Origin of the sequence: Mucilaginibacter sp. SJ (assembly GCF_028993635.1) — a bacterium.
GTDB lineage: Bacteria > Bacteroidota > Bacteroidia > Sphingobacteriales > Sphingobacteriaceae > Mucilaginibacter.
In genome coordinates, this window is record NZ_CP118631.1 from 5,293,626 (window position 1) to 5,315,287 (window position 21,662).

Genomic DNA, 21,662 nt, shown 5'->3' on the forward strand with positions numbered 1-21,662 from the left:
AACCTAACTCCTACAAATGAAGTTTTTTACATTTCGAGGCCTTGCTATTATTACCCCATTTTTGTTGCCACTTGCTACTGCTGCGCAAACAAATCCTAACGGAAGTAATATCAATGCAATTCCCACCGAAGTCCCTTTTTTAAATATTTCACCTGATTCGCGTTCGGGAGCTATGGGGGATGCAGGCGTGGCTTTGTCGCCCGATGTAAATGCGAATTTTTGGAATCCGTCAAAGCTTGCATTTTTAGAAAGTAATGATGCGTTATCTGTATCATATAGCCCCTGGTTAAGGCACCTTGTTCCTGATATCAGCTTATCATACCTGAGCTATGCCCATAAAATTGATGACCGGAATACAATAGGCGCTTCGCTCAGGTATTTTAATTATGGTTCCATTCAGCTTACCGACGATAACACAAATGATCAGGGTACTTACACACCAAACGAGTATTCGTTAGATGTTTCATTTGCCCGTAAGTTTGGCGATAATTTTTCCCTGGGCCTCACTGCCCGGTATATTCATTCCAATATATCAAGTATCTCGTTTGCTACCGGCTCAAGCCAGGCGGCAAAAGCCGGCAATGCCTTTGCTGCAGATGTTTCGCTATACTACACGGCACCTTATGGCGATGGCAACCTTTTTGCTTTTGGTACACATATATCAAATATTGGTACTAAAATTAGCTACAGCGATGTGGGTAATAAGTATTTTTTGCCGGCCAACCTGAAATTAGGGGTGGCTAACACCTGGCAGTTAGATGATGTTAATGAGTTTACAGCAACCTTTGATATCAATAAGCTGCTGGTACCAACCCCGCCCCTGCGCGATCAGGATGGCAAGATCATCAAAGGCAAGGATGATAATGTATCGGTGCCGGCGGGTCTTTTTCAGTCGTTTGGCGATGCACCGGGTGGTTTTAGTGAAGAGTTGAAAGAGATCAGCTTTTCGCCGGGGGTTGAATATTGGTACAACAAACAGTTTGCAGTACGGGCAGGCTATTTTTATGAAAACCCCAACAAAGGCGACAGGCATTATGTTACCATGGGTATTGGTTTTAAGTACAGTGTTTTTGATTTTGATTTTTCGTACCTGGCAGCCAGCCAGCAAAATAGTGCCCTTGCCAATACTTTGCGCTTCACCTTGTCGGCAAATTTTGGCGGTACAACAAATGCTTCTAAAAGATAATGGGTAAAATTAAGGTAGGTTTTGGGTTTGATGTACACCAGTTAAAAGAAGATCACCCGTTTGTTTTAGGCGGAGTTAAACTTGAGCACCATGCCGGCGCTTACGGACACTCAGACGCCGATGTATTGTTACACGCCATTTGCGATGCCCTGCTGGGCGCCGCAAACCTGCGCGATATAGGGTTTCATTTTTCGAATAAAGACGACCGCTGGAAAGGCATCAGCAGCCTGGTCCTTTTGCAGCATGTAGTTGCCCTGATCAAAGAAAAGGGTTTCAGCATCGGCAATATTGATGCTATGGTATGCCTTGAAGCGCCAAAGATCAATCCGCATATCCCGGAAATGAAAACCTATATAGCCGAAGCGGCCGCTATTAATGAGGAGGATATTTCCATTAAAGCTACTACCAACGAGCAAATGGGTTTTATAGGCCGTGAAGAAGGTGTTGTGGCTTATGCGGTTTGTTTGATTGAAAGGGAGTAAGGCTGTAAGCTGTAATTGCAAACTACAGGCATAGTCGTCCGAAGTCTCCGACTTCGGGCAGCGCGGCAAAACTTAATCTATGATTTGCAAACTACAGGCCGTTTGTTTAACTATAGTGCTTATACAATAAATACACAATTGCCGCAACTATCGCCACGCCAATTACCATATATATCGGCTGTGCTTTTTTGCTGCCCGAACCATCAACTTTCACATTACCGGTACGCTTAAGCACTCCCCATCCGCTCAGTTCGCCTTTTAATGCTTTTCGCAGTGATTTAAACAGCACGTAATACATTAACTGCCGCCACATAAAACGCTGCGGAATGATATAGATGAGTTTCTTGTAGTCTTCCTTTTCCATCCGGAAAGCGATGATACCTACTATAAAATCAACCACCACAAATGCTACGTAATAAAGTAACATCTTTTCGGGTTTTTCGCCAAACAGGGCGAATAGCATCATCAAATCTGCTAAAGGAGAGAACAGCGGTAATATGATCTGGAAGATAAGGATGTTTGGCATCCCCACCATCCCAAAAAACTTATATTTCTTGTTAAACAGCGCGTCGCGGTTTTTCCAGAAACTTTGCATTACGCCAAAACTCCAGCGGAAACGCTGTTTAAGCAGCATATTTATTGTTTCGGGCGCTTCGGTATAAGCAATGGCTTCGGCACAATTACGCACCACGTAGCCTTGTTTAAGTATGCGCATGGTGAGGTCGCAATCTTCGGCAAGGGTATCATAGGTGAACCCGCCTGCGCGGAAAATAGCCGATTTACGGAATGCCCCAATTGCTCCCGGCACAACAGTAATACTGTTGATGAGGTCAAACGCCCGGCGGTCCATGTTTTGCGCAGTGATATACTCTATCGACTGCCAGCGCGTAATGATATTTGTTTCGTTACCAACTTTAACGGTTCCGGCTACGGCTCCAATTTCTTCATCTGTAAAATAGGTCATGAGCTGGTAAACAGCATCAGTTTTGAGCTGGGTATCGGCATCAATACAAACCACAAAATCATTTTGGGCGTGGGTGATACCAAAGTTTAAGGCTGATGCCTTGCCGCCATTTGGTTTGGTTAATATTTTGATAAGCGGATTGCCTTTATAAGCGGCTTCTACAACTGCAAATGTTTTATCTTTTGATCCGTCATCAACAAAAATGATCTCGAATGATGGATAATCGGTTTTAAGCAGGCTTTGTATAGTTGCTACAGCGTTAACTTCCTCATTATAAGCAGGAACTATGATGCTCACCGCAGGCATCACATCGGTATTGCGATCAAGCTTTTTGGATTTTTTATTCACGCTTTGCTGTCTTACAGCCAAAATGCCAATAAGCACAATGCGGCCAATAGCCAGGAATATGGCCGACAGGAATATATAGATCAGCGCCCAGTTTATATAGTAATAACCATGAATAAAAACATCATAAGCAGGGCCGAAAATGCCTGTGCTTGGATCCGGCTTAACAGGCGGCATCAGGTCGTCCTTGGTTTTACCCAGCACATCGGCAATAGTAGTAAACTGGTATCCGTGCGATTTAAAATAATGAATGATCGCGGGAAGGGCTTTAACGGTTTCTTCACGGGTATCACCTCCTGCGTCATGCAGTAATATCATCGATCCGTTATCTTTTTGCCTGATGGTGCGGGCGATGATACTATCGGCGGTTACGCCGGGCTGCCAATCCCAGGGGTCGATGGATTCACCGATGGTGATATAGCTTTGACGGCGGCTTTCGGCAACCGGAATAACCTCGGCAAGGGTTTGCGGCTCGGCATCGGCATTAAATGGCGGGCGGAACAGGATAGTGCTTCGGCCGGTTACCGATTCAATAAGCTTACGCGTGGAGTTAAGCTCCAGGATCACCCTTTTTAAGCTGATGGTTGAAATATCGGGGTGGAAAAACGTGTGATTACCTATTTCATAACCTTCTTCATATTCACGCCGGAGCAACTGTATGTTTTTTTCGGCCATAGAACCCACAACAAAGAATGCTGCCGGTACCTTTTCGGCTTTGAGAATATCTAAAATACGTGGGGTAAAATCGGGGTCGGGGCCATCATCAAAAGTTAAAACTACTTTCTTAGGGGCATAACCATATCTGCGGATCACATATTTAGTGGGAAGTTTTATATAATGCTGATCGAGGATAGTAAATGTAGATGTATCCATTTTTACATCAATTACCCCGGTAGTAGGAGTGGTAATGAGATCAAGCACCTCGCCATCACCATCGTAATCAACATTTACACGGTTATTTAAACCTACAGATGTAAGTTTCCGCATATCCACACCTGTTTTTTTCAATGAGTCTATCGACAGGTTTTTCTGGAAAAATGTCCACAAACGCGGATCTTCGGCACCTAAGCGCCATAAAGCCACGCCGCCGGTTGCCCAGTCGTCGGCCATGCGGATCACGTTAAAGTTTGTTGCCGCGTCTGTAAAGTAAATGGTATGGTCAAGGCTGTCCTTGTCCATATAAGTAAAGTGCAGGTTGGCCGAATTAGGATCAAAAGTGATCTTGCTTTTTTGCTCCTCTGCAGTACTGATAGCTTGCTGATAACCGATAGTTTTACCTACGCTCCCTTCGGGCCAGTCATAGGCGCCGCCTGCAAATGTTAAAATTATTTTTTCTGACGGAACTTTCGAACATACATCATCCAGGATTTGTTCAACCCAGCGCTGATTTGAAAGATCGCCGGCATTGGTTGCTTCATAATGCTCATCAATAGCCATGATGAACAGGAAATCATTTACATGCTGGAGCTTTGTGATATCAAAACTTTCATCCTCCGGCACTACGTTTTGAGTAACCAGGAAACCTTTGGCATGCAGGGTTGTATAAAGCTCATTTTGAAAGGCTATGTAATTTTTACTGTTGCGGTCCCTTAGCTCATCAAAATCAACATTGATACCCTTTAGCTTATTTTTAGTAAGCGAGTTAACTATGCTGTTAATGAAATTACTACGGAGTGTTTTATTGTTAACAATACGGTCGACATCTTTAGTATCATAGCCGCCATGTGTGTTGTTATAGTTTACGTAGTTTGACAGTGAAACAATGATTGGTTTGTTGTATTTTTTATTGAGGTTCATCAGCCCGGTATCGAGCTTAGTTACAACGGTATCAGTTTTAGGTACTATAGAAAGGCCTTCGCTCACTACCATATCCAGGTGGCCAATATTCACCACCAGCGAGTTATAAGCCTGTGGTTCCCAGGCACGATAAAAAGCGGCGTTTATACGATCTTTATTGTTAGGTTGTTTAAGCTGGTGTAATTTTTTAGCCCTTTCAAGTGCTTCTATTTCAGATTTTTGTATTTTAAACGATTTGAACTTGGTTGATCTTTTTAATTGCTCAAGTTCCTCCTTAGTCATTTTTTTGGGAGCAGGGTTAAGGTTGGGAAGCTCGGGGTAATAGGTTGAACGGATAGTAACGATAACGGCTATAATACCAATAACCAATGCAGCCAGTAGTACACGGCTCAACCATTTAAAACGGTTCCACCTACCGGGATTATCAGCCTGAAAAACTTGCTTGCTTGATGACATTAAGAGAAATTACTTTATTAAAAGTATGGGTTACTTATGAAGATTGTATGAAATAGGAATTGGGCATTATTTGGTGGTTTTTCCGGGTTCAATACCTGAAAAATCAACACCGCATTTGCAATTGCCGCCACAGCTTTTTTTAGTAGTAAGCGCCCTGTACATCATACGGCCAATGTAAAAAACAGCGCCTGCAAAAAGTATCGCGATAATGATGAGTTGCATATTCATAAAGACAAAATTAAGCATTATTTAATATATACGTACAGACAGGGCAATTAGTACAAAGTTTAACGGGGCATAAAAGCAACCGTGCCGCCAACCCACTTATAATCTTTATTATAACGTACGCCTATCATTTTTCCACGGCTTAACCGCGCAAGGTTTATGGCAAGTGTGGGTTTTTCATCCCCGTCGGGCCAGAGATAAAGCAACCTGATCTCGGCCTTTACGCCGCCTTCGGGCGATTGCACAACAGGCTCGTAATTTACCTTTTCCTGTAAGATCCAGTTTTCAGGATCCGCAATGGCCTCTATGTCTTCCTTACTAATATCTATAATTACACCCTGACCTGCAAAGGAGAACAACGGTTTAAGCACATAGTTTTCCAAATCGGCAGGGATTTGTTCTAATTGGTGCAAAAACTGAGTTTTGGGAATGTAACTGCCCGTTAAAAAAGGCATAGTGAATTTACTGATGCGATAAAACCAGTTGGGGTGTGTGATCCATTCAACCTCAAGGGGTTGCCTGATATCTGCCACTTTGGTGAAAATATCCGGATCGCCGGCTATTTCATCAAATATCAGGCGATTGTAGATGCGCTTAATTGCTTTCTTCTGATCGCCTGCCATATAATAAAGCTTTTTGCCATCCTGGATCAGGTCGCTCAACGATACCACCGGCGTACCAATGTATTTTTGTGTGAGATAAAAATCAACTGCTGTTTTTTGCTCCGGGGCGTTTACATCCATCAACACAACTTCATCGGGCTCATAAGGGCCTACGATTGTTTTTTTAAGCAGATCAGGATAGGTTTCTTTATTCAATCCTCCAAAAAAGATGGTTTCATCATTGGGGATATCATAAACCGTGCGGTAAGTATCGCCCAAATGCACCTGGAAACCGTAAAGTGAAGGAAATCCTTGCAATTCTATAAGTTTGGGCACGATATTACCCTGCTCATCTTTACAGATCCCAAAATCAAGTGCGATAAAATGAGGATGATCATTTTCATTGGCTACCCGCCAAAAATCGGGGATAGCCCGCTCGGTAATTTCTTTAAAATCAGTCCTCTGGATAGTATCCACAATATCATCGCCGGCGGTTATGAGCTTATCTCGAAAATCGGCAGTCAAAAAGACGGGTGTTTCCGCAACGCGGAATGGAACGGGTTCACCTAATCCTTCATTAAGGCGATTCAGAAATTGGTTATATTTTTCCTCGCTGAAGTTTTGGTTAAATGTTTTTCTGATCGATGGGTTCATTGGCAATTATGATTAAATCGGGATCAACGCGACATATAAAACGGGTCATGCTGAGCTTGTCGAAGTATAGTGGGCAGGCCTCTCCGCGTCTTTCGACAGGCTATCCATGACAACTTAAAACGGGGTGTCATACTGAGCTTGTCGAAGTATGGCGGGCGGGCCTCTCCGCACGAGTCTTCGACGGGCTCAGACTGACAGTCCCTCCTTTGTCATTTCACCTTCAGAGGCGATGGATTTTACCTATTCAGGGTGACAGACCTTCTACATCCAATATAATTTCTATCTATACAACCCCCAACGCACTTTCAACCGCTGCATCCAAAAAGTTTGGGATGAGCGTATGCTGGGTATATGTTATTTTATCCGGATCATCAAGGCGTTCAAGCATCTCCCGGTATTTAACCTCGCCGTGCTCGCTGATCACTTCCTGCTTTTTTTCTTCGCGAAGCAGCATCCCTTTCATCCCCCCGGCATCGGCTTCCGGATGAAACTGCGTGGCAAAGAAATAATCGTTATACCTGATAGCCATCATCGCCCTGGGCAAATCAACATGCGGACGTTCCTTTTCTATCGCCACCAGTTGCATGCCCAGCTCTTTAAAGCGTTTTTCATCCGGGTTGATCACCTGCCAGCTGCGCGAATCAACGGCATAAAATGGTTCGGCTAAACCTTCAAATAATGGTTCATTTAACCCAGGCTCAGTTTTATTTACCGGCAGTACGCCAAACGACGGGGAGCGCCGCATATTGATATCGCCCAGCTTGTAATGACGGCACATCAGCTGAAAGGAGTGGCACACAAAGAACACATGTTTTTTGTTGCTGTTGTTAGCCAGGTTATGATCTTCCAGCTTATCAACCAAGTTAAAGTATTTCTTCTCCCATTCGGTACCTTCCGTTTCCAGGGGATTACCCGGGCCGCCGCTTGATATATAAATATCAAAGTTGAGATTGGCCATTTCGCATTTGCGACGTACGTCAAAGATCTGGTAACTTAAATTCAGATCATGTTCGGTTTTATATCGCTTCAAAATATCCTGGAAACCGCGCATACCCTCGTTCGCTATCCCATCGTACAAGTCAAGTATGGCCACTTTTATTTCCGGTTTCATATGCCCAAGCCCCCTCTAAATCTCCACCTGTAGGGGAGACTTTTTTGTTTTAATGTTTAAAAATAATTTACTCTTTATATCCCAAATTGTCTAAAGCCCTCCCTTCCGGGGAGGGTTTGGGAGGGGCTGTGAGGCTCCTACAACCCCTTCAATGTTTGTGAAGTGATATAATCCACCACGTCGGCAAAGTTATTGTTTTGTTGATAAATACCCAGTTGCCTGTCGGCTCCGGTGCCATGTTCCAGGATATTGTGTACATATTGCAGGTCGTCGCGCGAGCCAAGTTCGTCAACCACATCATCGACAAAGTCAAGTAGTTCCAATATCAGCGAGCGGGTGTTTACCTCCATTTCCTTACCAAAATCTATCATTTTACCGTCGATACCGTAGCGGGCAGCACGCCATTTATTTTCATTGATTAGCGCGCGCGAATAGTTAATGAACTTCATGTTTTGTGCCCTGAGCTTGTATAACTTGGCACATAAAGCCTGGAACAAAGCGGTAAACGCAATGGTTTCATCAACCAGCATCGGGCAGTCGCAAATGCGGAACTCAATAGTTTCAAAGAAAGGATGTACCCGGATATCCCACCAGATCTTCTTGGCGTTATCAATGCAATTGGTTTTTACGAGCAGCTTTATGTAGCGGTCGTACTCCTCGATACTGCTGAAATAATCGGGGATGCCGGTACGCGGGAACTTATCAAAAACCTTGGTGCGGAATGATTTGAAGCCCGTGTTACGCCCTTCCCAAAACGGTGAATTGGTTGAAAGGGCATATACGTGCGGCAAAAAGTACCGCACCTGGTTGGCAATATGAATAGCCATATCGCGCGACTGGATGCCAACATGGACATGCAAACCAAAAATGAGGTTAGAACGGGCCGCCTCCTGCATCTCATCCACAATTTCAAAATACCTGGGATTATCGGTAATCAATTGATGCTGCCAGTGCGAAAAAGGATGTGTACCCGCTGCGCCTATCCGCAGACCAATATCTCCGGCCAGTTGCGCCACTGTGGTACGAAGCTTACTTACCTCTTTGCGGGCCTCCTGGGTATTGCGGCAAATATGGGTGCCCACCTCCACCACGGCCTGGTGCATTTCGGCCTTTACCTGGTCTTCATGGATCTTTTGAGCGGCATCCACAATTTTTTGCTCATGCGATTTTAGCTCCCGGGATACGGGATCAATCACCATAAATTCTTCTTCAACGCCTAAGGTAAACTCGTTCATAATTGGTTGGGGATTAGTAATAAAAGCGTCATGCTGAACTTGTTTCAGCACCCCACACGCAAGGATCTAAACCATGCATGTTTAACTTAGCAGGTGAGGTGCCGAAACAAGTTCGGCATGACTTAAAATTATTTTTTAGGCTTAGGCGCTGCTTTTTCTTTTACAGTTGGCTCTTTTACAGCGGCTACTTTAGCAACCGGCTCTTTCACAACGGCCGCTTTAGCAGCGGGCACTGCTTTTGCTGCAGGAGCCTTAGTTGCTTTAAGTTTCTTCACTTTCCCTTCTGCTTCAATAGCATGGTCAACCACAGCCACAGAAACATCAGCTTTAACAGCCACTTTTTTTGCAGCTGCTACCAACGGTATTTTAGCTGCCGAAGTTTTTACAAACTCGCCCCAGGTAAGGTTATCAAAGCCATCTTTTTGTTGTTTGGCGCGTTCAATGGCATAACTGGCTGCGGTTTCAACAACCCATTCAAAGTTTTCCTGGCCTACGCTGGTAACTTCGGCATCGGGGGCGGGGTTGCAAAAATCGATAGCATAAGGGATACCATCACGTACAGCAAACTCAACCGTATTAAAATCGTAACCTAAGTATTGGTTAAGTTTTATGACATAATCTTTAATGGTGTCCAATAGCTTTTTAGCAGCAGGTGCTTTACCATGCTCATAGCGCAGATGGTGCGGGTTGCGCGGCTCATACTGCATAATGCGCACATGCTTGCCGCCAATGCAATAGCAGCGGAAGTAGTCGTCAAAAACAACCTCTTCCTGTAGCATCATCACATGCTGTTTGGTTTTATCGTATTTACTGAAAAAATCTTTCTCGTTTTCTATTTTGTAAACCTCTTTCCAGCCGCCGCCGTCAAATGGTTTCATATAGGCCGGGAAACTTACATAGCTAAAAATACCATTCCAATCTAACGGGTAGGCCAGGTTGCGGAATGATTTATTGGTGGTATCATCAGGTAGTTCCTTTGATGGCAGAATTACGGTTTTAGGTACAGGCACTCCAATTTTTACCGCAAGCGCGTTGTTAAAAAACTTTTCGTCGGCGCTCCACCAAAAAGGGTTGTTGATTACCGCGGTACCGCAAATAGCGGCATTTTTTAGGGCTGCGCGATAGTAAGGCACATCCTGTGAAATCCGGTCGATCATCACAGCATAGTCAAGTGGTTCGGCCTGCATTACTTTATCGAGCCGTACAAACTCGGCACTGATGCCTTTTTCTGCTTTTTGGTTCACACGGTCAACAAATGCCTGCGGAAACGAATCTTCCTGTCCGAATAAGATACCGATTTTTTTCATGATAGTAGGTGTTTATATATTTGTTTTTCTTTGGGTTTCAGGTTGATGTAAATCTTGCTCTTTATTTTTCCATTTTAAACTCTTGCTTCTTACTCTCTCGTTTCTTGAATCTGTATTTCTTGTCTCTTGAATCTTGATCTCTTGCTTCTTACTCTCTTGTTTCTATTTAATCGTTGATAAATAATGCGGGAACATTTCGCGCCAGATGGGCCAGTCGTGATTGGCAAAGGGGCGGATATCCAGCCAGTGTTTAATGTTTTTTTGTTTTAAAATGTTTGAGAGCTGGATGTTATATCCTTTGCATATGTCATAGTCGGATGTGCCGAGAACAATGTTCATTTGCCAAAGGTCATGATGGTTGCTGCCCGGCAAAAAATCGACCGGGTTATTATAAAAAATGGTGTCATCATAATAACCATCGGTAAACATTTTAATATCGAAGGCCCCGCCCATAGTAAACAAATGCCTTACCTTCTCAGGATGTTTGAACGCGAAGTTGGCGGCATGATAGCCCCCAAAACTACAGCCTGCAAGAGCTACTTTGCCAACGCCTGTTTCACGCATGGCCCAGGGGATAAGCTCGTTTACCAGCATGCGATCGTACCCTGCATAGGTTTTGGCCCTGTCGGCCGGGTGGATGCCTTTGTTGTACCAGCTGCGGTCGTCGATGGTATCGGGGCAGTAGATTTTCACCAGGCCGTTGTCAACAAACCATTTTACACTTTCAATCAGTCCGAAATCTTTGTTTTGATAGTAGCGGCCTTTGGTAGTAGGGAAAACGATCACAGGATAACCGCGGTCGCCGAATACCAGCATTTCGAGGTCGGTGTTGGTGTTGGGTGAATGCCAGCGGTGAAATTTTTCGGTCAAAGCTTGTAGTTTTTATAATGATTGTAAGTTAGGAGGTTTGTTTGAAAAAGGCAACAGCCTGATAATATTAATCCTTAGCCGCCAAAAAGTAAATTGTATAGCTTATTTTTGCGCCCTTAATTTTAATTTAGAAAGAGATGTACCCGGGCTGGCTTGATACTGAAATGACGATAACCGAACAAGAAATAAATATAACCTCGGCGCTGCTGGAGCGGAAAGTGACTTTAACCATCCTGAAGCCGGAAGATAGTGATATTGCCGAACCGCTAAACCTGCTGCTGCTTAATGACGGACAGGAGCTTGAGAACCTGGGACTAAAAAATACGCTTGAAACACTATATAATACCAATCGCCTTAAGCCGGTGCTGGTTGTGGCTATCCATGCGGGTAATGACCGACTGGATGAATACGGCATTTCCGGCAAGCCCGATTTTAAAGGCCGGGGTGCCAAGGCTGGTTTATATACTCAATTTATAAAAGAAGAATTGCTGCCGCAATTACGAGCTTTGACAGGCTTTAATGAGTTTGATATAATAGCTTTTGCCGGTTTTTCGCTTGGTGGTTTATCTGCTTTTGATATTGTTTGGAATAACCCGGTGTTATTTGACAAAGCGGGCGTTTTTTCAGGTTCGTTTTGGTGGCGGGGAAAAGACCTGGCCAAAGGCTATACCGATGCCGACAGGCTGATGCACCAGGTAATCAGGGAAACTAAAACCAAACCGGCTATCAATGCCTGGCTGCAAACCGGTACCAAAGATGAAACCAGCGATCGCAATAAAAACGGCATTATTGATGCCATTGATGATACCATCGACCTGATCAAAGAAATGGAAGCCAAAGGGTTTAAACGACCGGAAGAAATTCAGTATGTTGAAGTAATAGGAGGTACCCATGATACTGCAACATGGGGCAAAGCAATGGCTAAGTTTTTAGTTTGGGCTTTTGGGAGATAAGGTATAGTTTTTGTAAATTAGCTTAATTATGGGAACAGGACTAATAGAAAAGAAATTTGAAATATTGCCTGATAACCTTAAGCTTAAGGTGGAAGGTTATATAGACGCACTTCTTAATGAAAACGGCATAAGTATAAGGGATTTGAGCGTGTCTGTAAATAAAAAAAGTGACGAATTATTTGTAGTTAAGCCAGGTTTTGGTGGAGGAAAAGGCATATTTGGATATATGGCTGATGGCTTTGATGAACCATTGGACGATTTTAAAGATTACATGTAATAATGAATTTATTACTTGATACCCATGCTTTAATTTGGTTTACAGAAGGCAATGACAAACTTTCATTGACAGCGAAAAAGCAAATTGAAGATGAAAATAATAGTAAAGCCATTAGCATAGCTTCGCTTTGGGAAATTGTAATAAAAGCAAGCCGGGCTAAGCTTGGAATAGAAAAATCGTTTTGTCGAAATAAATCAATTCCTTTCAATTAATAATATCGATGTGCTTGATATCAAGATAGGTCATCTTGATACACTTTTGGAGTTGCCTCATCACCACGGAGATCCTTTTGACCGTCTCATTATCTCTCAGGCTATCTCTGAGAATCTCACTATCATTTCAGCCGACCGACACTTTAAAGCTTACCCGGTAAGCGTACTTTGGTAAACTCAATGTTAATTCTAAACAATAACCGCTAAACGCTTTATAATCTCATAATTTAACCTTACCTTTGCGCCAAATTTAGAGAGGCATTTTCATGCAAAAAATCAGAAATATTGCGATCATCGCGCACGTTGACCACGGTAAAACTACTTTGGTTGATAAAATCCTGCACAGCTGTGCCATTTTCAGGGACAATGAGCAAACCGGAGAGTTAATCCTTGACAACAATGACCTTGAACGTGAGCGTGGTATTACCATCGTTTCAAAAAACGTATCTGTAAGGTATAAAGATGTTAAGATCAACATTATTGATACCCCTGGTCACGCCGATTTTGGTGGCGAGGTTGAGCGTGTATTGAAAATGGCCGATGGTGTATTATTACTTTGCGACGCTTTTGAAGGTGCTATGCCTCAAACCCGTTTCGTAACTCAAAAAGCTTTGGCTTTAGGCCTTAAGCCAATTGTGGTTGTAAACAAAGTTGATAAAGAGAACTGCCGCCCTGAAGAAGTTTACGAACAAATTTTTGAATTATTCTTCAACCTTGAAGCTACCGAAGAGCAGCTGGATTTCCCTGTTATCTACGGTTCATCAAAACAAGGCTGGATGAGCACCGACTGGAAGAAACCTACGGAAGATATCTTCCCGTTGATGGATGCTATATTAGAAAACATTCCACCGGCTCCAATTGCTGAAGGTACACTGCAAATGCAGATCACTTCGTTAGATTATTCATCTTTCGTAGGTCGTATCGCAATCGGCCGTGTTGCTCGTGGTACCATCAAAGAAAATCAGCCGGTATCTTTGGTAAAACGCGACGGCACCATCCAAAAATCAAGGATCAAAGAACTTTACACATTCGAAGGTTTGGGTAAAGTTAAAGCTACCGAAGTAAAATCTGGCGATATCTGCGCTGTAGTTGGTATCGATGGTTTTGATATTGGTGATACTATTGCTGATTTTGAAAATCCTGAGCAATTAGAGGTTATCAAAATTGATGAGCCAACAATGAACATGTTGTTCACCATCAATAACTCTCCTTTCTTTGGTAAAGAAGGTAAATTTGTTACTTCACGTCACGTACGTGATCGTTTGTACAAAGAGATGGAGAAAAACCTGGCACTTAAAGTTGTTGAAACCGAATCGCCGGATTCATACCTGGTTTATGGCCGTGGTATCCTTCACTTGTCGGTATTGATCGAAACCATGCGTCGTGAAGGTTATGAGTTACAGGTAGGTCAGCCTCAGGTTATCGTTAAGCACATTGATGGTGTTAAATGCGAGCCGGTTGAAACCCTGATAGTTGATGTTCCTGCTGAAGTTGCCGGTAAGGTAATTGAACTGGTAACACAACGTAAAGGTGATTTGTTGATCATGGAACCAAAAGGCGATCTGCAACACTTAGAGTTTGAGATCCCTTCACGCGGCATCATCGGTTTGCGTAACAACGTATTAACCGCTACCGCTGGTGAGGCTATCATGGCACACCGCTTTAAAGCTTACGAACCGTGGAAAGGCCCAATCCCTGGCCGTTCAAATGGTGTATTGATCTCAATGGAAAAAGGTAACACAACTGCTTATGCAATTGACAAACTGCAGGATCGTGGCCGTTTCTTCGTTGACCCGGGTGTTGATATTTACGAAGGCCAGATACTTGGTGAGCACATCCGCGATAACGATTTGGTGATCAACGTTGTTAAAGGTAAACAGTTAACCAACATGCGTGCATCAGGTAGTGATGATAACGTTCGTATCGCACCAGCTATCAAATTCTCGTTAGAAGAATCGATGGAGTATATCCAGGCTGATGAATACATCGAAGTTACGCCGCAAAGCATGCGTTTACGTAAAATCTACCTAACCGAAAACGAGCGTAAAGTAAACGCTAAAAGATTTGTTAATCAATAATTGATTATAATATGTTTTGGAAGCCTTCGGTGTGAGCCGGAGGCTTTTTTTGTGTGCCAGGCACGTGTGTCATCTATAGGGTGCAAGTCCCGAAGACGCATTACAGTGGGAAGTCTTAGCTTAAGGCAAGGAGAAAGTGTGTGAACACAAATCTGAAGGAAGCCAGCGGCAAAAGTTCGAGCCTACGAACAGAAACTGCATATCAGGCGGGATAGTATGGGTGATGCTGCAAAAGAAGCAAAAGCCCGACACTGTACAGGATACTATAACGTAAATGCAGAGGCTACATGAACGGAAAGCGGACACACTTACCCTGGGAGGTCTGCGTAACGACGAGTTCGTAAAGCGCAGAAGTCAGCAAACGTCATATTAGTTCCGAAACGAGCTCCGCAAAGCGGAGAGGTCTCACAAAAGGATGAAGGACTGCATGTTAGAATTGGCCAAGACGCTGATGGCTCTGTGTCGTCACCGCTAACAACGGAACCCCATAAGCGAACTGCCTGCAGGAGGATAGGCCGGAAGCCGAAAGTAAAGTGCAGGAGGAGTTGAGGTGCGACATGCGAACAAGGCGGCTGTAAGCCGGAAACAAATGTTTTTTTTTAAAAGAAGTATGCTCGAAGAAATACTTGATTACAGGAACATCAGCAAAGCGCTGAAACAGGTAATGAGCAATAAAGGCGCTGGTGGGGTTGACGGTATGCAGACCGATGAACTTCGCGACTACCTGAACGAGCACTGGCGTCCGCTCAAAACAAGTATTTTAGAGGGCAGTTATCAACCAAGCCCGGTACGGAAAGTAGAAATCCCCAAGCCCACAGGCGGTCGCCGGATGTTAGGCATACCAACCGTAATCGACAGGCTCCTTCAACAAGCCATCAGTCAATGGCTAAGTCCGCAATACGAACCGGAGTTTTCCAAAACAAGTTACGGTTTCAGGCCAGGCAAGAACGCCCGTCAGGCGGTCATGCAGGCCCAGGAGTACCTCAATGAAGGTAAAACAAGGATAGTAGAGTTGGACTTGGAAAAGTTCTTCGACCGTGTCAACCACGACAAACTCATGGGATCGCTATCAAGAAAGGTAAAAGATAAACGCATCCTTGCGTTGATCGGCAGCTATCTGCGCAGCGGTATTATGGAAGGCGGGGTTTCAAGCGTCCGATTGGAAGGCACCCCACAGGGTTCACCGCTTAGCCCTCTACTTTCCAACATTATGTTAGATGAACTGGACAGAGAACTTATACGGCGCGGGCACAGCTTTGTGAGGTACGCCGACGATTGCAGCATCTACCTTAAGAACTGGAAATCAGCTCATAGGGTAGAAGGCAGTATTATCCGGTACGTAGAAAAGGAGCTTAAGCTAAAAGTGAACAGGACAAAGACGAAAGTCAGCGCCCCGGCGAAAAGCACGCTTTTAGGCTTCTCTTTCTATCGCAGCAAAGGAAAATGGGAGATACGGCTATCGAATCTGACGGTAAAACGGATTCAAGGTAAGATTCGCCGGCATACGGAGCGGAAGCACCCGAACCCAATAGCCGAAAAGATAAGAGAATTGGAGACGGTCATCATGGGCTGGATAAATTATTTTTGGATAGCCACGGCAAAATCGCAGATGCGAATGTTGGATGAACTGGTACGAACCCGTTTACGGATATGCCAATGGAAACAATGGAAGCTACCAAAAGCAAGGGTGAAGCGGCTAATAAAGCTGGGCGTTAAGAAAAGGAAAGCTTATGAGTGGGGAAATAGCAGTAAGGGATACTGTCGGGTAGCCCACAGCCCCATACTGCAAACCACGCTTAACAATCTGTACTTTAATAACTTAGGATACACAGGGTTCGAGAACAGATACTTTTGGAAAACTAAACACCAGTTATCTATATTCTGACAAACCGCCGTATACCAGACCGGTACGTACGGTGGTGTGAGCGGACGGTAAGGGAGAATTTCACTCCCTTACTTCCTACTCGATTATACCTGTTTTTTTAGTTTGGTAACCAATCTGCTAATCGCTAATTTTAATTATGGAACACTATGATAACCGGATAGATGCCTACATCGAAAAATCGCCCGAATTTGCAAAGCCAATTTTAAACTACCTGAGGGCTACAGTACATGAAGCTGCACCCATGGTAACCGAAACTATGAAATGGAGCATGCCATTTTTTGACTATAAAGGTGTGGTATGTAATATGGCGGCTTTTAAACAGCATTGTGCATTCGGCTTTTGGAAGGCATCGTTATTATACGATCCACAAAAAGTATTGAGCCTGGCCGATCAGGCTGCAGGTAGCTTCGGTCGCCTGACCAGCATTGATGACCTTCCGCCAAAGGAAGTACTTATCGAATTTATACACCAGGCGATAATCTTGAATGAAGACAATAAGGTAAGACCAGCCTCATTAAAAAAGGCGCCCGCTCAGCGGGATGAATTGTTGGTGCCAGACTACTTCGCGAAATTTTTAGAAGCCCATCCGCAAGCCTGGTTAAACCTTAACCAATTCAGCTACTCGCAGAAGAAGGAGTATATTGAATGGATAACTGAAGCCAAAACAGAGGCTACCCGCCTTAAACGTATGGAAACCGCCGCTGAGTGGCTTACTGAAGGTAAATCAAGGCATTGGAAGTATAAGTAAATTTCAATACCGAAATATTAAAACTTAACGCTTATGTTTTTCATCGATCTTAAGTATATAGCCCCCCTTGAAGAGATTGATGCTTATATGGAAGTCCATCTGAAGCATCTTAATAAATATTATGATGAAAAGGTATTTGTTGTTTGGGGGCCTAAGGTGCCGCGCACGGGTGGCGTTATCCTGGCCTTTGCAAGCTCAAGGGAGCAAATGGAGAAGATCATTACTGAAGATCCGTTTTACAAGCATAAACTTGCTGAATTTACCGTCATGGAGTTCTTAACCCCGGTGTATCATCCGGATTTAACGGCGCTGCTGGGGCGAGCAGAATAAGGTTTAGTTTACTTTATCCAACCGTGTTGGCTTTTCACCCGGAAAGCTGAAAAGCATATACATTTTGTTGTTTTCTGTATGGAAGGTAATATCGGCGCGTTCATTCTCATACATAAAGAATGACGCTTTTGCATATGGTGCGATTACCATAGGTATTGCGTCATTTTGGACGAAGTATAGCTTACCCTCAGCAACGTAAGTCTTGAATTTGTTTTTCTCATCGCCGGCTATCTGGTAATTACCTGCATATTGTTCCAGTTGCTTTGCTGATATATCAATAACATTATGCAGTTTGCAATAAGCAAATTTTATTGCGTTTTGCATGACCTGGGCCAGCGCGGCGCCATGGCCCGCATTTGGGGTAATTGCGGTAGCAATATCAAGCCCTTTACAATGCCGGTTTTCCACGTAGGTCTTAAAATCCTGAATGTTTTTGCTGGTTAAGAGCTCAAAAGAACCCACGCCTAAAAATACCCTGCAATTAATGTCATGATTATTGGCGAAGTATTTCTTAGCGGAAGGGATCAGTTCGCTGCCACTATTACCAGGCGCCCCAATAAAGATCATGTTAAACAGGTTGGGGTGCTCAAACAATACCATAGTAGTGAACATACCTCCAAACGAATAACCATATAGGGCTTTATTATCGCTTACACGATACTTGCTTTGTATAAAAGGAATTACTTCATGCTCAATAAATGATATGAATTTTGGTCCGCCGGTTGCGGGGTTAAGGTCGCGGCTGCGCTGGTTTGGGCGGCTGCCGTAACCAATGCCCACAATGAGTGCTTCGGTGGTTTCATAATCCTGTCTGAGCATATTGAAACAGTTCATGGCAACGGTCATATTCCAGTCGCCATCGGTCATGTACAATACCGGGTATTGGGTTATGGTGGTGTCATAGCCAGGCGGGAAATGTACATAGATGGTATAATCTTCACCAATGGTTTTTGAATGGTAATCCCACTGCACCATATTCTTATCAGTAAATGGTGTAGGGGAGTTGCTTTTAACTTGTGCGGCAGCAATGTTTGTGAAAGAGATAAAAGCAAGCAGGCAGAGGCTGATCTTGATACTTTGTTTCAACATGGTGTGCGGTTATATAAATTAAGATAGTCTTAATTTACAAAAGGTTACAGCGTTGCTGAAATAAAAAGTTGAATACCGGGAAAGGGATTTTCATTTCCCCTTTAGAAGGCCAGGGGGCTAAAAATCCAGCGGCCCTAACCTGCGCATATTCTTCATGATCAAATATTGCCTGTGCTTCAAATATTTGGTAGGATTGGTGGCCGACCATTTCAGCGGACTTGGAAAAATCACCGCAATAGCGGCAGCTTCCTGCCGGGTTAAATCGGAGGCCGGTTTGTGGAAATAAGCCTGCGAAGCGGCCTCAACACCGTAAATGCCATCGCCCATTTCAATCTCGTTCAGGTAAACCTCCATGATGCGTTTTTTGCTCCAAAACGTTTCTATCAATATGGTAAAATAAGCTTCGATGCCTTTACGGAGTATGGAACGGCCTTCCCAAAGGAAAACATTTTTGGCTACCTGCTGTGATATGGTACTGCCGCCAATCAGTTTTTTGCTGTGCGAGTTTTTTTCGATGGCTTTTTCGATAGCGTTAAAATCGAATCCGTGGTGCTCTAAAAAGGTCTGGTCTTCGGCAGCAACGGCGGCGCGTTTCATATTGTCGGAGATCTCGTCAAAATCTTTCCACTTTTTATCTATCTTCCATTCCTTACCTGCCGATTTACGCTGGAAGCCGCGCTCGATCATTAACCAGGTAAAAGGAGGATTTATAAAACGGTAACCAATTACACCCAAAAGACTTAAACCAAAAAACAGGATGAATATCAGTTTAAAAATCCTGAATATCAATTTAGGGACGCCATAAAACTTTGAATCCGATTTTGAATTCCGTTTGCCCGAATTTGATTTTTGGTTGTTTTTGCCGAAGAATTTGAACACTGTTATAAAATATTTCCTGATAAAAGAAGAGGGTGCCTCGCTTTAGCAAAACACCCTCTAAAATTCTAAATTTTTTCCAGAAATCCGAAATCGAAAATTCGAATTCCGAAATATAATTACTCCGCTACTACTTCAAACGGAACCTGTACCTTAACTTCTTTGTGCAGGTTGATGTTGGCAACGTACTCACCAACAAATTTTGGCTCCTGGTCAAAAGTGATACGACGACGGTCAACTTCAAAACCTTCTTTTTTCAATGCATCAGCAATTTGGATAGTGTTGATAGCACCGAATATTTTGCCAGTTTCGCCGGCTTTAGCACCAATGTTTAGTTTAACACCTTCTAAACGGGCAGCAATAGCATCAGCATCCTTACGGATTTTTTCTTGCTTAAATTGAGCTTGTTTAAGGTTTTCGGCTAAAACTTTACGTGCACTTTCAGTAGCTAATATGGCGTAGCCTTTTGGTAAAAGGTAGTTACGGCCATAACCTGGTTTCACATTTACGATATCGTCTTTATCACCCAGGTTTTTTACATCTTGTTTTAAAATAACTTCCATTTCTTAAATCTCCTATTATTTTAATGAATCTGTAACGTAAGGTAATAAACCGATGTGGCGTGCGCGTTTAACAGCTTGTGCCACTTTACGCTGAAACTTTAATGAAGTACCGGTTAAACGACGTGGTAATACTTTACCCTGATCGTTAATGAACTTTAATAAAAAGTTTGCGTCTTTGTAATCAATATACTTGATACCATTCTTTTTGAAACGGCAGTATTTTTTGCGGTTATCCTCCACTTTTGGAGCGGTAACGTATTTAATTTGTTCGTTAGCCATTAGTTTGCTGCCTCCTCTGCTTTAGCTGCTGGTTTTTTGTTAAAAGCACCGCTGCGTTTTTTGTCATTGTAAGCAATGGCATGTTTATCCAAAGCAATGGTCAGGAAACGCAAAACACGCTCATCGCGCCTTAACTCTATCTCCAATTTGTTAATTAATTCACCCGGAGCCTTAAATTCAGTTAAGTGATAGTACCCTGTAGTTTTCTTTTGGATTGGGTACGCTAATTTTCTCAAACCCCAATTATCCTCCTGGACAATTTCGGCTCCGCCATCAGTAAGAATTTTGCTGTATTTGGCATTTGCCTCTTTAGCAGTCTCTTCTGAAAGCAACGGGGTTAGAACGATCACGATTTCGTACTGTTGCATTATACTTGATTTTTAATTATTTACCCGCTATAACGGGGCTGCAAATGTAGGGGTAATTATTGAAACAATCAAATGTTTTTAGAGGAAATGCTACATGTATAACAGCAAATTAGCGCGGTGGTGCTATATTAACAGCCAAATTAATATTATGAAAAAGAACCTGCTCCTTTTTATCGCATTTTTTTAACAACAACCAGTGCAATAAAAGCACAAACAATAGGGCCCGCGCAGCAACGCCTGCTTGATTCGCTTTGTAAAGAACTGTCCAAAATTGATGTGGCAAAGATATCTACCAAACAGGCTGCCAATGATGCCTTTGAAAAGTGTTTTGAAAACCATGCCGACTTGCTGATGGATGTAGCCAAAGAGCAGAATGTTGATGTAACCGATGAGCCGGCAATGAGTAAAGTAGGCGTTGAGATCGGTAAAAACCTGATGAAGCAAAAATGCGGATCTTTTATGCAACTGGCCATGAAAATGGGAAAGGATGACGATGTTGAGGATACCGGTGCGCAGGTTACTACCGGCGTATTTAAACGGATTGATACAAAAGGATTTAATTATATTGTTATAACAGATAAGGCGGCGGCCGAAAAATCATTTATTTGGCTCAGGCAGTTTCCCGGGGCGGAGAAATTTATAGATGCCTCACCGGCTAAACTTGCCGGTGAAAAACTGCAGATAACCTGGAAGGATATGGAAGTGTATCTGCCGCAGGCAAAAGGGTATTATACCGTAAAGGAAATAGTATCGATAGATATTCTGTAAAC

23 protein-coding genes are annotated in these 21,662 nt (G+C 43.4%); 11 read left to right on the forward strand and 12 right to left on the reverse strand.

Going from position 1 to position 21,662, the window contains the following annotated elements:
* Positions 1-16: 16 nt before the first annotated feature.
* Together porV and ispF are read left to right on the forward strand one after the other, a co-directional pair.
* Positions 17-1,186: a type IX secretion system outer membrane channel protein PorV gene (gene porV, locus MusilaSJ_RS21995; RefSeq protein WP_274986945.1), complete on the forward strand. Its 1,170-nt coding sequence runs from the start codon at positions 17-19 to the stop codon at positions 1,184-1,186.
* A complete protein-coding gene (gene ispF / locus MusilaSJ_RS22000) occupies positions 1,186-1,668 on the forward strand; it encodes a 2-C-methyl-D-erythritol 2,4-cyclodiphosphate synthase (protein WP_274986946.1) in 483 nt (160 codons plus the stop codon). Before porV ends, ispF begins: the two co-directional genes overlap by 1 nt.
* 106 nt (positions 1,669-1,774) lie before the next feature.
* Here the strand turns inward: ispF and MusilaSJ_RS22005 are convergent, their stop codons facing one another.
* The 7 genes from MusilaSJ_RS22005 to MusilaSJ_RS22035 form a co-directional block, all read right to left on the reverse strand.
* Entirely contained in the window at positions 1,775-5,230 is a 3,456-nt protein-coding gene (locus tag MusilaSJ_RS22005; RefSeq protein WP_274986947.1) for a trifunctional glycoside hydrolase family 18/polysaccharide deacetylase/glycosyltransferase family 2 protein, read from the reverse strand.
* A 66-nt stretch (positions 5,231-5,296) separates the two neighbouring features.
* Positions 5,297-5,458 carry a FeoB-associated Cys-rich membrane protein gene (locus MusilaSJ_RS22010; RefSeq protein WP_274986948.1) on the reverse strand — a complete coding sequence of 54 codons (162 nt, stop codon included), beginning with the start codon at positions 5,456-5,458 and terminating at the stop codon, positions 5,297-5,299.
* 59 nt (positions 5,459-5,517) lie between these two features.
* Complete coding sequence (locus tag MusilaSJ_RS22015) at positions 5,518-6,711, reverse strand: hypothetical protein (RefSeq protein WP_274986949.1); 1,194 nt, start codon at positions 6,709-6,711, stop codon at positions 5,518-5,520.
* Positions 6,712-6,994: 283 nt separating this feature from the next.
* Positions 6,995-7,822 (reverse strand): type 1 glutamine amidotransferase, encoded by an 828-nt coding sequence (locus MusilaSJ_RS22020; protein WP_274986950.1) that lies wholly within the window; start codon positions 7,820-7,822, stop codon positions 6,995-6,997.
* A 137-nt stretch (positions 7,823-7,959) separates the two neighbouring features.
* Positions 7,960-9,057 (reverse strand): carboxylate-amine ligase, encoded by a 1,098-nt coding sequence (locus MusilaSJ_RS22025; RefSeq protein ID WP_274986951.1) that lies wholly within the window; start codon positions 9,055-9,057, stop codon positions 7,960-7,962.
* 128 nt (positions 9,058-9,185) lie between these two features.
* Entirely contained in the window at positions 9,186-10,364 is a 1,179-nt protein-coding gene (locus tag MusilaSJ_RS22030) for an ATP-grasp domain-containing protein (protein WP_274986952.1), read from the reverse strand.
* Between the two features lie 162 nt (positions 10,365-10,526).
* A complete protein-coding gene (locus MusilaSJ_RS22035) occupies positions 10,527-11,234 on the reverse strand; it encodes an alpha/beta fold hydrolase (RefSeq protein WP_274986953.1) in 708 nt (235 codons plus the stop codon).
* A 137-nt stretch (positions 11,235-11,371) separates the two neighbouring features.
* Between MusilaSJ_RS22035 and MusilaSJ_RS22040 the strand changes: the two genes are divergently transcribed.
* The 8 genes from MusilaSJ_RS22040 to MusilaSJ_RS22070 all read left to right on the forward strand — a co-directional run bounded on the left by MusilaSJ_RS22040 (position 11,372) and on the right by MusilaSJ_RS22070 (position 17,717).
* Positions 11,372-12,187 carry an alpha/beta hydrolase gene (locus MusilaSJ_RS22040; protein ID WP_274986954.1) on the forward strand — a complete coding sequence of 272 codons (816 nt, stop codon included), beginning with the start codon at positions 11,372-11,374 and terminating at the stop codon, positions 12,185-12,187.
* Between the two features lie 28 nt (positions 12,188-12,215).
* Positions 12,216-12,464 (forward strand): DUF2281 domain-containing protein, encoded by a 249-nt coding sequence (locus tag MusilaSJ_RS22045; protein ID WP_274986955.1) that lies wholly within the window; start codon positions 12,216-12,218, stop codon positions 12,462-12,464.
* Between the two features lie 2 nt (positions 12,465-12,466).
* Positions 12,467-12,676: a type II toxin-antitoxin system VapC family toxin gene (locus tag MusilaSJ_RS22050; RefSeq protein WP_274986956.1), complete on the forward strand. Its 210-nt coding sequence runs from the start codon at positions 12,467-12,469 to the stop codon at positions 12,674-12,676.
* A 10-nt stretch (positions 12,677-12,686) separates the two neighbouring features.
* A complete protein-coding gene (locus tag MusilaSJ_RS28130) occupies positions 12,687-12,851 on the forward strand; it encodes a PIN domain-containing protein (RefSeq protein ID WP_446725120.1) in 165 nt (54 codons plus the stop codon).
* A gap of 91 nt (positions 12,852-12,942) precedes the next feature.
* Positions 12,943-14,754, forward strand: coding sequence for a translational GTPase TypA (gene typA, locus MusilaSJ_RS22055; protein WP_090533857.1), 1,812 nt, complete (start codon positions 12,943-12,945; stop codon positions 14,752-14,754).
* Between the two features lie 610 nt (positions 14,755-15,364).
* Positions 15,365-16,639, forward strand: a complete 1,275-nt coding sequence (gene ltrA / locus MusilaSJ_RS22060) for a group II intron reverse transcriptase/maturase (protein WP_274985539.1) — start codon at positions 15,365-15,367, stop codon at positions 16,637-16,639.
* 136 nt (positions 16,640-16,775) lie between these two features.
* Complete coding sequence (locus tag MusilaSJ_RS22065) at positions 16,776-17,387, forward strand: YdeI/OmpD-associated family protein (RefSeq protein WP_274986957.1); 612 nt, start codon at positions 16,776-16,778, stop codon at positions 17,385-17,387.
* Between the two features lie 33 nt (positions 17,388-17,420).
* Positions 17,421-17,717, forward strand: coding sequence for a YciI family protein (locus tag MusilaSJ_RS22070; RefSeq protein ID WP_274986958.1), 297 nt, complete (start codon positions 17,421-17,423; stop codon positions 17,715-17,717).
* A gap of 3 nt (positions 17,718-17,720) precedes the next feature.
* Here MusilaSJ_RS22070 and MusilaSJ_RS22075 read toward each other — a convergent pair whose 3' ends face one another.
* The 5 genes from MusilaSJ_RS22075 to rpsF all read right to left on the reverse strand — a co-directional run bounded on the left by MusilaSJ_RS22075 (position 17,721) and on the right by rpsF (position 20,892).
* The gene (locus tag MusilaSJ_RS22075) at positions 17,721-18,806 is read right to left on the reverse strand and encodes an alpha/beta hydrolase (RefSeq protein WP_274986959.1); all 1,086 of its coding nucleotides are present in this window, start codon (positions 18,804-18,806) and stop codon (positions 17,721-17,723) included.
* A gap of 117 nt (positions 18,807-18,923) precedes the next feature.
* Complete coding sequence (gene mtgA / locus MusilaSJ_RS22080; RefSeq protein ID WP_446725151.1) at positions 18,924-19,595, reverse strand: monofunctional biosynthetic peptidoglycan transglycosylase; 672 nt, start codon at positions 19,593-19,595, stop codon at positions 18,924-18,926.
* Between the two features lie 206 nt (positions 19,596-19,801).
* Positions 19,802-20,245 (reverse strand): 50S ribosomal protein L9, encoded by a 444-nt coding sequence (gene rplI / locus MusilaSJ_RS22085; protein WP_090528515.1) that lies wholly within the window; start codon positions 20,243-20,245, stop codon positions 19,802-19,804.
* A gap of 15 nt (positions 20,246-20,260) precedes the next feature.
* A complete protein-coding gene (gene rpsR, locus MusilaSJ_RS22090; protein ID WP_022833472.1) occupies positions 20,261-20,524 on the reverse strand; it encodes a 30S ribosomal protein S18 in 264 nt (87 codons plus the stop codon).
* Positions 20,524-20,892: a 30S ribosomal protein S6 gene (gene rpsF, locus MusilaSJ_RS22095; protein ID WP_090528512.1), complete on the reverse strand. Its 369-nt coding sequence runs from the start codon at positions 20,890-20,892 to the stop codon at positions 20,524-20,526. The genes rpsR and rpsF overlap by 1 nt, the downstream gene beginning before the upstream one ends.
* Before the next feature lie 276 nt (positions 20,893-21,168).
* Here rpsF and MusilaSJ_RS22100 point away from each other — a divergent pair, with 276 nt between their 5' ends.
* Positions 21,169-21,660, forward strand: coding sequence for a hypothetical protein (locus tag MusilaSJ_RS22100; protein ID WP_274986961.1), 492 nt, complete (start codon positions 21,169-21,171; stop codon positions 21,658-21,660).
* Positions 21,661-21,662 lie beyond the last annotated feature (2 nt).

What these genes read in the sequence shown, in the direction of transcription:
- porV (WP_274986945.1), top strand. Translation starts at nt 17, where the DNA reads ATGAAGTTTTTTACATTTCGAGGCCTTGCTATTATTACCCCATTTTTG.
- ispF (WP_274986946.1), top strand. Translation starts at nt 1,186, where the DNA reads ATGGGTAAAATTAAGGTAGGTTTTGGGTTTGATGTACACCAGTTAAAA.
- MusilaSJ_RS22005 (WP_274986947.1), bottom strand. Translation starts at nt 5,230, where the DNA reads ATGTCATCAAGCAAGCAAGTTTTTCAGGCTGATAATCCCGGTAGGTGG.
- MusilaSJ_RS22010 (WP_274986948.1), bottom strand. Translation starts at nt 5,458, where the DNA reads ATGAATATGCAACTCATCATTATCGCGATACTTTTTGCAGGCGCTGTT.
- MusilaSJ_RS22015 (WP_274986949.1), bottom strand. Translation starts at nt 6,711, where the DNA reads ATGAACCCATCGATCAGAAAAACATTTAACCAAAACTTCAGCGAGGAA.
- MusilaSJ_RS22020 (WP_274986950.1), bottom strand. Translation starts at nt 7,822, where the DNA reads ATGAAACCGGAAATAAAAGTGGCCATACTTGACTTGTACGATGGGATA.
- MusilaSJ_RS22025 (WP_274986951.1), bottom strand. Translation starts at nt 9,057, where the DNA reads ATGAACGAGTTTACCTTAGGCGTTGAAGAAGAATTTATGGTGATTGAT.
- MusilaSJ_RS22030 (WP_274986952.1), bottom strand. Translation starts at nt 10,364, where the DNA reads ATGAAAAAAATCGGTATCTTATTCGGACAGGAAGATTCGTTTCCGCAG.
- MusilaSJ_RS22040 (WP_274986954.1), top strand. Translation starts at nt 11,372, where the DNA reads ATGTACCCGGGCTGGCTTGATACTGAAATGACGATAACCGAACAAGAA.
- MusilaSJ_RS22045 (WP_274986955.1), top strand. Translation starts at nt 12,216, where the DNA reads ATGGGAACAGGACTAATAGAAAAGAAATTTGAAATATTGCCTGATAAC.
- MusilaSJ_RS22050 (WP_274986956.1), top strand. Translation starts at nt 12,467, where the DNA reads ATGAATTTATTACTTGATACCCATGCTTTAATTTGGTTTACAGAAGGC.
- typA (WP_090533857.1), top strand. Translation starts at nt 12,943, where the DNA reads ATGCAAAAAATCAGAAATATTGCGATCATCGCGCACGTTGACCACGGT.
- ltrA (WP_274985539.1), top strand. Translation starts at nt 15,365, where the DNA reads ATGCTCGAAGAAATACTTGATTACAGGAACATCAGCAAAGCGCTGAAA.
- MusilaSJ_RS22065 (WP_274986957.1), top strand. Translation starts at nt 16,776, where the DNA reads ATGGAACACTATGATAACCGGATAGATGCCTACATCGAAAAATCGCCC.
- MusilaSJ_RS22070 (WP_274986958.1), top strand. Translation starts at nt 17,421, where the DNA reads ATGTTTTTCATCGATCTTAAGTATATAGCCCCCCTTGAAGAGATTGAT.
- MusilaSJ_RS22075 (WP_274986959.1), bottom strand. Translation starts at nt 18,806, where the DNA reads ATGTTGAAACAAAGTATCAAGATCAGCCTCTGCCTGCTTGCTTTTATC.
- rplI (WP_090528515.1), bottom strand. Translation starts at nt 20,245, where the DNA reads ATGGAAGTTATTTTAAAACAAGATGTAAAAAACCTGGGTGATAAAGAC.
- rpsR (WP_022833472.1), bottom strand. Translation starts at nt 20,524, where the DNA reads ATGGCTAACGAACAAATTAAATACGTTACCGCTCCAAAAGTGGAGGAT.
- rpsF (WP_090528512.1), bottom strand. Translation starts at nt 20,892, where the DNA reads ATGCAACAGTACGAAATCGTGATCGTTCTAACCCCGTTGCTTTCAGAA.